The following is an 11,010-nucleotide window of genomic DNA, read 5'->3' on the forward strand; positions in this document are numbered from 1 at the left end:
CGCTCCTACGGGCTCGACCGCTGCGAGCCCACCGTCTTTACACTCTGCTGTCCATCACCCACCACCCCTCCCTGGTCGGGGACCCCGTCTCCGCGCAACGCACCGTGCGCCGCCGCGGCACCGACTACACCCGCCTCGCCGCCGTCTTCCGGCTGGTCGACGACATCAGCGCGCCCGAGGTCGAGGTCTCCCTGGAAGAGGCCTACCGCCGGCTCGCCGTGATCCGGCGCAACCGCCACCCGTACCCCACCTGGGTGCTCACCGCCGCCGCCGGGCTGCTCGCGGGGGCCGCCTCCACGCTGGTCGGCGGCGGGGTGACCGTCTTCTTCTGCGCCGCCCTCGGCGCCGTCCTCGGCGACCGCCTGGCCTGGTACTTCGCCGACCGCGGACTGCCCGAGTTCTACCAGTTCGTCGTCGCCGCGATGCCGCCGGCCGCCATCGGCGTGGCCCTGAAGATCGCCGAGTTCGACGTCCGCGCCTCCGCCGTGATCACCGGCGGGCTGTTCGCGCTGCTGCCCGGGCGGGCCCTGGTCGCCGCCGTGCAGGACGGGCTGACCGGCTTCTACATCACCGCCTCCGCCCGCCTGCTGGAGGTCATGTACCTCTTCATCGGGATCATCGTCGGCGTCCTGGTGGTGATCTACGTCGGCCTCCAGTTCGGCGCCTCGCCGAACCCGGACGAGGTCCTCCAGATCCCGCACCGCCCCGTGCTCCAGCTCCTCGCCTCGATGGTCCTGGTGTTCACGTTCGCGATCCTGCTCCAGCAGGAGCGCTCCACGGTGTGGATCGTCACCCTCAACGGCGGGGTCGCCTGGGCGACCTTCGGCGCGCTGCGCGCCGCCGAGCTGCCGCCGGTGCCGTCGACGGCCATCGCCGCCGGCCTGGTCGGCCTGTTCGGCCAGCTCTTCTCGCGCTACCGGTTCGCCTCCGCCCTGCCGTACGTGACGGCCGCGATCGGGCCGCTGCTGCCGGGTTCGGCCACCTACTACGGGCTGCTCTCGATCGCCGAGAACCGGCTCGACACGGGGCTCGCCTCGCTCACCAACGCCGCCGCCATCGCGCTCGCGATCGCGATCGGAGTGAACCTCGGCTCCGAGAGCTCACGGCTCTTCATGCGCATCCCGGGGGCGCGCAGCGCGGCCAGGCGCCGGGCGGCGGCGAAGCGCACCCGCGGCTTCTGACGCCCCCCCGGGGCAACGGCTCCGGGGACGCCGCGTGCGCCCCGGGTACGCCGCGTGCGCCCCGGGGACGCGTACGCCCCGGGGACGGGGCGTCTCCGGGGCGTACGGGGTGGTTCCGGGGCCCGGCCGGGCCGGGGCCTCAGCGCTTGGCGTGGCGGCCGCGCTGGCCGGGGGCCGGCGGCTGCTGCTGGTCCTGCTGCGGGTAGCCGGGGTGCGCCGGGCCGGCGGCCTCCTCGGCCTTCTTGGCCTTGCGGGCCTTCAGCACCTCGAAGACCACCGGGATCACCGAGATCAGCACGATGCCGATGAAGATCGGCTCGACGTTCTTCTTGATGACCTCGAACTGGCCCAGCTGGTAGCCGAGGACGGTGACGCCCGCGCCCCAGAGGACACCGCCGATGATGTTGAAGGTCAGGAAGGTCCGGTACTTCATGGCGCTCGCGCCGGCCACCATGGGCGCGAACGTGCGGATGATCGGCACGAAGCGGGCCAGCACGATCGCCTTGGGGCCGTGCTTCTCCATGAAGTCGTGCGCGGCGTCCAGGTTCTCCTTCTTGAAGACCTTGCTGTTCGGCCGGTTGAAGAGCTTCGGGCCGAAGAACTTGCCGAGCAGGTAGCCCACCTGGTCGCCGAGGATCGCGGAGGCCGCGATCATCGTGCAGACCAGCCACAGCGGCTGGCTGATGTCGCCGCTGGCGACGAACAGGCCCGCCGTGAACAGCAGGGAGTCGCCGGGCAGGAACGCGAAGAAGCCCGATTCCGCGAAGACGATGACCAGGATGCCGATCAGGCCGAAGTGCCCGATCAGGTACTCCGGGGACAGCCACTCGGGGCCGAGGGCAAGCGTGTAGAGGGGTTCCACGTTTCCGGGCTCTCCTGGATCAGGGGGACGTCTGCGGTGGGGGACGAGACTTGGCAGGCGGTCTCAATTATGAACGCACACCGCCCCCACCGGGTTCCAGGGACCGGAGGGGGCGGGACCGCGGAAGGTTCCGCTACGCCTTGCTACGGGCGGCTACACGTTGCGCACGGCGTTCGCCGTGATCGCGTCCCGCAGGTGCTCGGCGACACCGGGGCCCATCGAGTCGTAGTACGCCTTGAAGCGCTCGTCCGCGACGTACATGTCGCCGAGGCAGGTGTGCATCTCGTACGGGCAGTCGTAGTACCACTGCCCGATGTGCAGGCGGTGCTCCTCGGCCATGGCCATGGCCGCCTCGCCGTCCGCCGGCTCGCCGGCCGCCACCAGCGCCGCGTACCGGGCGCCCCAGTCGGCGGACTCGTCCTGGATGCGCTTCCAGTCGTCCTTCGTGTAGCCGGCGGCCCTGCGCTGGGACTCCGCGTAGGCCTCGGTGCCGCCCCAGCGCTGCTCGGCCTCCTCCGCGTACTGCTCGGGGTCCTTGTCCCCGAAGACCTCGAACCGCTCCTCGGGCGTGAGGTTGATGCCCATCTTGTTCGCCTCCATGGCGTGCTCAACGGCCTTGGCCATCTGCTGGAGCCGGGCGATCCGCTCGGACAGGAGGGCGTGCTGCCGGCGCAGGTGCTCCCTCGGGTCCGAGTGCGGATCGTCCAGCAGGACCGCGACCTCGTCGAGCGGGAAGCCGAGCTCCCGGTAGAACAGGATCCGCTGCAGCCGGTCCAGGTCGGCGTCGTCGTAACGCCGGTGTCCCGCGCCGCTGCGGCCGCTCGGGGAGAGCAGCCCGATCTCGTCGTAGTGGTGCAGGGTGCGCACCGTGACTCCGGCGAAACCGGCTACCTGGCCCACGGAGTAGCCCATCGCCTTCCGCTCCTTCCGGTTGGGTACGCCCTCCACTGTGGTTCCTCACGCCACGTGAGGTGCAAGCCCGTCTCCCGGGCCGGTGGGGTCAGCCCATCGCCTTGGTGCCGTCCAGGGTCTCGCGGATGATGTCCGCGTGGCCCGCGTGCCGGGCGAACTCCTCGATCAGGTGCAGCAGCATCCAGCGCATGGAGACCTTGCCGTTCTCCGGGAACCACGGCGCCGGCGGCAGCGGGAAGGTCTCGTCCAGGCTGGGCAGGTCCGCGACGAAGGCGGTCAGCTCCTCGGTGACCCCGTCCCAGAAGGCCTGGACGGCCGGGATCGTCTCGTCGCCGGTCAGCCGGAAGCCCTCGGAGTAGTCCTCGCGGCCGGCGGCGATCTCGTTGTCCCGCTGCTGCGCCATCCGCAGCCAGCCCAGCTCCACCTCGGCCACGTGCTTGAGCAGGCCGGACAGGGACAGCTCGCTGGCGCTCGGGCGGCTCGCGGCCTGCTCCTCGGTCAGCCCGGCGACCGCCTCGCGCATCGCGGTGCGCTGGGACTCGATGAAGGCGAGCAGGGTGCCGCGCTCGTCGCCCAGGACCTCACCGGAAATCTGTGCCATGGCCATCCACCTCTTCGTCCCGTGTGCGGGGGCTTTCTCCCGCTGACAAGGAACACGCTACGGAGGCTTGCGGTCAGGTGCTGTCCGCAACTCCGCGCCGGTGTGGCGGAGCTCAGAACGGGAACTGGGTCCGGCCGTGCTGGACCGAGATCCACTTCTGGGTGGTGAAGGCCTCCACGGTGGCCTCGCCGCCCAGCCGGCCCAGCCCGGAGTCCTTCTCGCCGCCGAAGGCCGTGAGGGGCTCGTCCACGATGGTGGAGTCGTTGACGTGGAACATGCCGGTCTCGACGCGCCGGGCGAAGCGGACGCCGCGCTCCACGTCGCGGGTGTGCACCGCGCCGCTGAGCCCGTACGGGGTCGCGTTGGCCAGGCGTACGGCCTCCTCCTCCCCGTCGAAGACCACCAGCAGGGCGACCGGCCCGAAGATCTCCTGCCCCAGCAGCGGGGAGTCCTCGGGAAGGTCGGTGAGGACGGTCGGCTCGACGAGGTTGCCGCGCGTAGATCCCCGTACGAGCGCCCGTGCCCCGGCCTCGACGGCGCGGTCCACGAGCGCGGTCAGGGCGTCGGCCTGGAAGGAGTTGATGAGCGGGCCGATGTGGGTGTCGGCCTCGCGGGGGTCCCCGGTCTTCAGGGCGCGCACGCGGGCGGTGAACTTCTCCGTGAACTCCTCGGCCACGCTCGCGTCGACGAGGATCCGGTTGGCGGCCATGCAGACCTGGCCCTGGAAGACGAAGCGGCTGAAGACGGCCGCGTCCACCGCGTAGTCGACGTCGGCGTCGTCGAGGACGACCAGGGCGCTGTTGCCGCTGAGTTCGAGGACGGTGCGCTTGAAGTGGCGGGCGGCGACCGAGCCGACGTGGCGGCCGGTGCGGTCGGATCCGGCGAAGGAGATGACCTTGGGGACGGGGTGGGTCAGGATCGCGTCGCCTATCTCCGCGATGTCCGTGACCAGCACGTTCAGCAGTCCGGCCGGCAGGCCAGCGTCCTCGAAGATCTTGGCGATGATCCCGCCGCCGGCCACCGGGGCGTTCTGGTTGGGCTTGATCACGACCGCGTTGCCCAGCGCCAGCGCCGGGGCGACCGACTTCAGGGTCACCAGGAAGGGGAAGTTGAAGGGGCTGATCACCGCCACGACGCCGACCGGGAGGCGCTGGACCCGGTTCTCCTTGCCGGCGACGGGCGAGGGCAGGATGCGGCCGTCGGGGCGGACGGCGAGCTGGACCGCCTCGCGCAGGAACTCCATCGCGAGGTGGACCTCGTACTCGGCCTTGGGACGGGTCCCGCCCAGTTCGTCGATCATCGCCTCGACGATCTCCTTGTGGCGCTCCTCCGTGATCCGCAGGGCGCGCTCCAGGACGGTGCGTCTCGCGTGGGGTCCGGCGGCCGCCCAGTCGCGCTGGGCCCGCTCGGCCGCGCGGTAGGCCCGGTCGACCTGCTCGACGGTGGCCACGGTGACGGCCGCGAGCTTCTCCCCGTTGTACGGGTTGACGTCGATGATGTCCCACGAACCGGTGCCGGCCAGCCATTCGCCGTCGATGTACTGGTGAGCCAGGTCGGTGAATATGGACATGCCATCCCTTACTGCGAGCGCGCACCCTTGCGCTGCACCGGAGACCGATCGGTCATCTTCATGCACTGATCAGACGTCATAGTACGTGCGGTTCAAGACAGTTGGAGGAGTCCGCGCAGGAGATCGCGGGTCTGGCCGGGATCCGGGCAGTCGGCCTGGAGCCGCTCCATCGCCCGCGCGTACTGGGCCACTTCTTCTTCTTTGTCCAGGTAGAGCGCGCTGGTCAGCTGTTCCAGATAGACGATGTCCTGGAGGTCGGACTCGGGGAAGCGCAGCAGGGTGAAGGCTCCGCTCTCGCCCGCGTGTCCGCCGAAGGAGAAGGGCATCACCTGGAGCCGCACGTTGGGCCGCTGACTGATCTCGACGAGGTGTTCGAGCTGACCGCGCATCACGTCCCGGTCGCCGTACGGGCGGCGCAGCGCGGCCTCGTCGAGGACGGCGTGGAAGACGGGGGCGTTCTCGGAGACCAGCACCTTCTGGCGCTCCAGGCGCAGCGCGACGCGGCGGTCGATCTCGGCGGCGCTCGCGCCGGGCATGCCGCGGCGCACGACGGCCTGGGCGTACGCCTCGGTCTGGAGCAGGCCGTGGACGAACTGGACCTCGTAGATGCGGATGAGGGAGGCCGCCCCCTCCAGTCCGATGTACGTCTGGAACCACCCGGGCAGCACGTCGCCGTAGCTGTGCCACCAGCCCGCCGCGTTGGCTTCCCGGACCAGACCGAGCAGGGACTCCCGCTCGGCGCCGTCGGTGACCCCGTAGAGCGTGAGGAGGTCCTCCACGTCCCTGGCCTTGAAGCTCACCCTTCCCAACTCCAAGCGGCTGATCTTCGATTCGGATGCGCGGATCGAGTAGCCGGCCGCCTCACGGGTGATGCCGCGGGATTCTCGGAGTCGCCTGAGCTGTGAGCCCAGGAGGATGCGGCGCACCACAGAACCGCTGGCTTCTGCGGTCACTAGTCCTGCCCTCCCCATCGCAATGGTGTGCGCGTGGTGTGCGCGTGCCTCGGCGGGGCCCCCGTACCCCGGTGCCGCAGTCTGCCACCAAAACGCATCGGCCCGTACTCGTTCTGTAACGGAATCCGGCGTCCCGGAAAAGAAGTCCGTAAGTATGCGTAGGAAGAAATGAGCAAGAACCATCACGGGAGTGGACGGGTCGGGCGCGTGCACGTGCATCTGCCCTTGCATCCGGCTTCGGCATTCGGAACGATGGTGCCGCGCACCTGCGTGCTCTTCGCGCCGGCGCGGGACCCACCCCGCAGTTCTCTTTGGACGGAGCCGCCCGCTTCGTCCGCGAATCCCGGGAGTGCCTCGCATGGGGACGAATGGATCGACCATGCTCGAGCCGTTACGGCAGGGGCTGCCCCCGGTCGACCCCACGGCCGTCTCCGGATCCGCCTCCTGCGCGCTGCCCGCCCGCTTCGACGCCGTGCGCGGCGCCCGCTCCTTCACCAGGTCGACCCTCTCCCAGTGGGACCTGGACAACCGCTTCGACGACGTCTCGCTCGTCGTCTCCGAGCTCGTCACCAACGCCCTGCGCCACGCCCTGCCGGACGAGGCGCGGCCGTCCGGGGAGCCGGAGGCGGCGGTACGGCTGCACCTGATGCGGTGGAGCACGCGGCTGGTGTGCGCGGTGCGGGACCCCAGCGAGGACCGGCCGGGCGGGTCCTTCGCGCCGGAGCGCACGGACGAGAACTGCGACCTGGAGTCGGGGCGGGGCCTGTTCCTGGTGGACGCCTACAGCGACAGCTGGGGCTGGCACCCGCTCGCGGGGCGGCTGACCGGCAAGGTGGTCTGGGCGCTGTTCATGCTCCAGGACTCGCGCTCCGGGGCCTGACCCGCCGCGCGCCACGCCCCCGGGGCGCCCTTTCGGACCACCGGCCGGGACCGATCACTGCGATCGGTCCCGGCCGGTGCACGTGCATGGCGTGATCTTTGCGCCGTTCCGTCAGCCGACCAGGTGGTCGAACTCGCCGTCCTTGACGCCCGCCAGCAGCGCCTCTATCTCGGCCGGCGTGTAGACGAGCGCCGGTCCGTCGGGAAAGCGCGAGTTGCGCATGGCGACGTCGCCCCCGGGCAGTCTGGCGAACTCCACGCAGGATCCCTGCGAGTTGCTGTGTCTGCTCTTCTGCCAGGTCAGCTCGTACAGGGAAGTGAGTTCTGCAGCTGCCATCCCGTTGTACGCGTGGTCCACAGGAAGCCCCCGATAGTGCAGATGTCAACTGCACCGGATCATAGCTGTGTTCACTAGCGCATGCATGGGCAGATGCACGTGCACGCGCGGTGTACCACCCCTCACTGTTGATCACCATGGGGGGCGGTGCAGGACCCCGGCACTCCGCTTCACCGGCACAGGGGCCCTGGTCAGGGGCGCAGCGCCTCCGACACCTCGTCGAGCGACTCCAGCAGCTGACCGGCGGCGCCGCGCAGGACGCCCGGCCCGGGGGCCTCCCCGTCCGCCAGCAGCTCGCGGACCCCGTCCCACTGCGGGACCCTGCGCTCCCGGACCGCCTTGGCCCCCGCCCGCGTCGCCTCCCGCACCGCCCGCGCCAGCTCCGCGGCCCCCGGCACCGGGTCGCGGTCACGGTCGGGGAGGTGGGCCTCCAGCAGCATCGCGCCCCGGCCCAGCGCCGCCAGCGCGTCCCCGGCGCCCTCGGCGGCCGCCCGGGACAGCCCCCGGTGGCGCACCGGCTCCCCCTCCGCCCGCGCGAGCGCCTCCTGCCAGGCGATCCGGGCGTCCCGGGCCTCCAGCAGCGCCTCCCGCACGTCCGCGCGCCGGGCTCCGGCCGGGTCGGCGTACTGCCCGAGCACGGCGGCCGCGTACCGCCCGTCGGCGGCGAGCCAGTCGGCGAGGCGGGTGCGCAGCCGCGGGGTCTCCCAGGCCGGGTACAGCGCGTACGCCAGCATCGCGAGGACCCCGCCGACGAGGGTGAGGGCGATCCGGTCGGGCACCGTCTGGTCCCAGCGGACGCCGCCCATGCCGAGCAGGAAGACCACGTACGCGGAGACGCAGACCTGCGTGACGGCGTACCCGGTGCGCATCAGCACGTACATCAGGCCCGCGCTGACGACGGCCAGCAGCCCCGACAGGTACATCCCCGGCTGCGCCAGCTGCACGATCGCGGTGGCGGCGCCCACCCCGACGAGGGTGCCGCCGAAGCGGGCGACGGCGCGGGACCAGGTCTGGGTGAAGTCGGGCCGCATGACCATCACCGAGGCCATCGGCGCCCAGTAGGCGTGCCCGAACGGCAGCGCGTGCCCGACGAGGTACCCCGCGCACGCCGCCGCCGTCACCCGCACGGCGTGCCGCAGCACGGGCGAGCCGGGCCGCAGCTCGGCCCGTACGTCCTTCAACACCAGCGGCACCAGCGCGGGCACGGTGGGCCGCAGCATGGCCTCGGCGGGGTCGGCGGTGCGCCCGGTACCCGGTTCGGCCGTCTCCAGTACGTCGTCCAGCAGGGCGGCGAGCCTGCGCGCGGCCCGCAGCGGCGCGCCGGTGAACACCTCCGGCAGGTCGGGCGCCTTCAGCACGGCCAGCGCCGGCGCGGGCAGGCGTACGGGGTCCCCGTGGCGGATGGCGTGCGCGGCGGCGTCCAGCACCGCCCCGGCGGCGTCCAGCAGCTCCCGCACCCGCTCGCGGGCCGGCCCCTCGGCGGGGGCGCCGACGGCCGGGTCGGCGAGGGAGGCCAGCACGGGCCGCACCCGCTCCGCGAGCCCCCGCGCCCCGTGCAGCTCGGCGGGCCGCCGCCGGGCCTGCCGGACGGTGACGGCCGCCGCGTCGCGGGCCCTCATCAGCGGCTCCGGGTCGAAGGTGCTGACGGGGTCGTGCCGCAGCCGGCGGGCGTAGTCGGCCTCCGCGGCAAGGGCGTCGGCCAGGGCGTCGCGCTGGGCGCCCCAGCGGCGGACCGGGAACAGCACGATCAGCAGGGCCTGCACCACCCCGCCGGCGGCGATCATCGCGGCGTGCCCGGCGGCCTGCGGGACGGAGGTCGGCAGGGTGACGGTGACCAGCATGACCGCGACGTTCCCGGAGGCGATGATCCCGGCGGTGGGCCCGGCCGCCCACATCAGCCCCGCCGCGAAGGACCAGACGGCGAGCATCGGCAGGAACAGCCCGACGTCGGCGGACCCGACCAGGTACCCGGCGAAGGTGGAGACGGCCAGGGTCAGCCCGGAGGCGAGGGCGAGCACGGGGCGCGGGCGCCAGCTCTGCTGGAAGGTGGCCACGGCGGCCATGAAGGCCCCGAACGCGGAACTGGCCGCCGCTCCCGGCCCGAGGAGGGCCAGCCCGGCCGCGATGACGATCGCGAGCCCGACGGCGGCCCGGAGCGCGACGAGGGGCTCCAGGCGGGCCCGCTCGACCGTCATGCCCGCGCGCGCGGTGTCCCTCAGCGCGCGGAGCCAGCTCATGGCGTCGAGCGTATCCGTTCGGCACTCTTTTCAGCTTTTCTTCGGACTTGTGCACCACCCGTGCGGCCCTGTTCGATGGGCCGCACGCCGATCGACTGCCGATCGACCGTCATCCGAGAGGTGGGCACGGAATGCTCCGCAACGGCCTGGAACCCTGGCACGTCATCATCGTCCTGGCGGTCGCCCTGCTGGTCTTCGGCTCGAAGAGGCTGCCGGACGTGGCCCGTTCGCTGGGCAGGTCGGCCCGCGTCCTCAAGTCGGAGGCCCGCGCCCTGCGCGCGGAGGACACCGTCTAAGGAAGGGAGGGGCGCCGCCCGCCGACGTGGGCGGCGTCGGCGGCCGCCGTGCCGTCCTCCCAGCCCGCGTGGTCGGTGGCGCCGCGCAGCCGGGTGGTCGTGGTCCGGGGGAACATCTCGTCGGCCCGCGTGCCGACCGCCACGTCCCGGGCCACCAGGGCGGGCAGGTAGTCGGGGGCCTCGGTGGCCGTGTGCTCGGCGGTCTCGGCGAGCCGGCGGCCGAGCCGGCTGGCGTAGGCCAGCAGGAAGGACTGCCGGAAGGTCTTCGTCCGCTTGCGCCCGCCGGCCCGCTGGGCGGCCTCCGCCCGGGTCATGGCGGCCGTGCCCTGCACGAGCAGCGAGGTGTACAGCAGCTCGACGGCCTCCAGGTCGCTCTCGAACCCCACGACGGTGGAGAACTCGAAGGCGCCGTTCCACACCGCCCGGCAGCGGTTGGCGGTGGCCACCGCGTCCAGCAGTACCGCCTTGGCCTCCTCGTACGGGGGCTCGACCCCGATCCGGCAGGCCCCGGGCACCTGCGCCGGAGCGCCGCCGCGCACCGCGAGCAGCGCCTCGTCCACCGTGTGCCGGGCCATCAGCTCCTGCGCCTTGGCGCTGAGCGCCTCGGCCTCCTCGGGGTAGGTGGTCGCCTCGGCCTTCGCGAGCAGCGCCCGGATCCGCCCGAGCATGCGGGGCTCGATGTGCGCGTGCTCCGCGAGGTCCCCGGCGGGGTCGCCGGGCACCGGGGCCACCGGCTCGATGGACGGCAGCCGGACCAGCAGCCGGTACAGCTCCAGGACGGCGGTGGCCAGGGTGAACCGGTCCGCCCGCTCGCGGGCCGCGAGCCGCTCGGCGTACTCCTCGTCCGCCGGCCACCACACCTCCGCCGCGCCCCACCGCTCGGGCAGCCGGGCGTACCGGCGGGCTTCGGCGGCGATCACGTCCCCGGCGATGGCGAGGTGCAGGGCGTCCAGGTCCCGCCGCACCAGCCGCAGCACGTCGGCGGGCCGCCAGCCCCGCTCCCACGCCTGCCGCACGTACGCCTCCCCGCGCGCGAGCAGCTCCCGCCCGACCCCGCCCCAGGCCGCGCCGTCGGCGGCGAGCACGGACGCGCCGACGTCGAGCCCGGCGTCGTGCTGGGCGTAGAGGGCGGCCGCGAAGGCCCGGTCGACGGTCTCGGCACTCTGACTCACCCCTTCAGCT

Annotated in this window: 9 protein-coding genes and 2 pseudogenes; 3 read left to right on the top strand and 8 right to left on the bottom strand. The window is 72.6% G+C overall.

Annotated elements, in window-relative coordinates; genetic code table 11:
* Positions 1–1,181, top strand: a pseudogene (locus tag SSNG_RS15935) (threonine/serine exporter family protein); the annotation flags it as partial.
* A gap of 238 nt (positions 1,182–1,419) precedes the next feature.
* On the opposite strand, the pseudogene SSNG_RS15940 reads toward SSNG_RS15935, so the two are convergent.
* The 5 genes and pseudogenes from SSNG_RS15940 to SSNG_RS15960 form a co-directional block, all read right to left on the bottom strand.
* A pseudogene (locus SSNG_RS15940) lies at positions 1,420–2,043 on the bottom strand (VTT domain-containing protein); the annotation flags it as partial.
* Between the two features lie 153 nt (positions 2,044–2,196).
* Positions 2,197–2,955, bottom strand: a complete 759-nt coding sequence (locus SSNG_RS15945) for a MerR family transcriptional regulator (RefSeq protein ID WP_007264881.1) — start codon at positions 2,953–2,955, stop codon at positions 2,197–2,199.
* Positions 2,956–3,043: 88 nt separating this feature from the next.
* Positions 3,044–3,556, bottom strand: coding sequence for a DinB family protein (locus tag SSNG_RS15950; RefSeq protein WP_042803597.1), 513 nt, complete (start codon positions 3,554–3,556; stop codon positions 3,044–3,046).
* A 112-nt stretch (positions 3,557–3,668) separates the two neighbouring features.
* A complete protein-coding gene (locus tag SSNG_RS15955; RefSeq protein ID WP_007264883.1) occupies positions 3,669–5,126 on the bottom strand; it encodes an aldehyde dehydrogenase family protein in 1,458 nt (485 codons plus the stop codon).
* Between the two features lie 92 nt (positions 5,127–5,218).
* The gene (locus tag SSNG_RS15960; RefSeq protein WP_050779637.1) at positions 5,219–6,097 is read right to left on the bottom strand and encodes a helix-turn-helix transcriptional regulator; all 879 of its coding nucleotides are present in this window, start codon (positions 6,095–6,097) and stop codon (positions 5,219–5,221) included.
* Positions 6,098–6,437: 340 nt separating this feature from the next.
* On the opposite strand from SSNG_RS15960, the gene SSNG_RS15965 reads away from it, so the two are divergent.
* On the top strand, positions 6,438–6,959 hold the full coding sequence (locus SSNG_RS15965) for an ATP-binding protein (protein ID WP_128636981.1): 522 nt from the start codon (positions 6,438–6,440) through the stop codon (positions 6,957–6,959).
* Between the two features lie 111 nt (positions 6,960–7,070).
* Here the strand turns inward: SSNG_RS15965 and SSNG_RS15970 are convergent, their stop codons facing one another.
* Together SSNG_RS15970 and SSNG_RS15975 are read right to left on the bottom strand one after the other, a co-directional pair.
* On the bottom strand, positions 7,071–7,316 hold the full coding sequence (locus tag SSNG_RS15970) for a DUF397 domain-containing protein (protein ID WP_007264886.1): 246 nt from the start codon (positions 7,314–7,316) through the stop codon (positions 7,071–7,073).
* Positions 7,317–7,486: 170 nt separating this feature from the next.
* Positions 7,487–9,532: an FUSC family protein gene (locus SSNG_RS15975; RefSeq protein ID WP_007264887.1), complete on the bottom strand. Its 2,046-nt coding sequence runs from the start codon at positions 9,530–9,532 to the stop codon at positions 7,487–7,489.
* Between the two features lie 131 nt (positions 9,533–9,663).
* On the opposite strand from SSNG_RS15975, the gene tatA reads away from it, so the two are divergent.
* A complete protein-coding gene (tatA, locus tag SSNG_RS15980) occupies positions 9,664–9,828 on the top strand; it encodes a Sec-independent protein translocase subunit TatA (RefSeq protein WP_042801109.1) in 165 nt (54 codons plus the stop codon).
* Here the strand turns inward: tatA and SSNG_RS15985 are convergent.
* Complete coding sequence (locus tag SSNG_RS15985; RefSeq protein ID WP_007264889.1) at positions 9,825–11,000, bottom strand: DUF2786 domain-containing protein; 1,176 nt, start codon at positions 10,998–11,000, stop codon at positions 9,825–9,827. The two genes, tatA and SSNG_RS15985, sit on opposite strands and share 4 nt — an antisense overlap.
* Positions 11,001–11,010 lie beyond the last annotated feature (10 nt).

It is taken from the genome of Streptomyces sp. C (assembly GCF_000158895.1).
GTDB classification, from domain to species: domain Bacteria; phylum Actinomycetota; class Actinomycetes; order Streptomycetales; family Streptomycetaceae; genus Streptomyces; species Streptomyces racemochromogenes.

Coding starts and splice junctions, on each gene's coding strand:
- SSNG_RS15945 (WP_007264881.1), bottom strand. CDS start 2,955: ATGGGCTACTCCGTGGGCCAGGTAGCCGGTTTCGCCGGAGTCACGGTG.
- SSNG_RS15950 (WP_042803597.1), bottom strand. CDS start 3,556: ATGGCACAGATTTCCGGTGAGGTCCTGGGCGACGAGCGCGGCACCCTG.
- SSNG_RS15955 (WP_007264883.1), bottom strand. CDS start 5,126: ATGTCCATATTCACCGACCTGGCTCACCAGTACATCGACGGCGAATGG.
- SSNG_RS15960 (WP_050779637.1), bottom strand. CDS start 6,097: ATGGGGAGGGCAGGACTAGTGACCGCAGAAGCCAGCGGTTCTGTGGTG.
- SSNG_RS15965 (WP_128636981.1), top strand. CDS start 6,438: ATGGGGACGAATGGATCGACCATGCTCGAGCCGTTACGGCAGGGGCTG.
- SSNG_RS15975 (WP_007264887.1), bottom strand. CDS start 9,532: ATGAGCTGGCTCCGCGCGCTGAGGGACACCGCGCGCGCGGGCATGACG.
- tatA (WP_042801109.1), top strand. CDS start 9,664: ATGCTCCGCAACGGCCTGGAACCCTGGCACGTCATCATCGTCCTGGCG.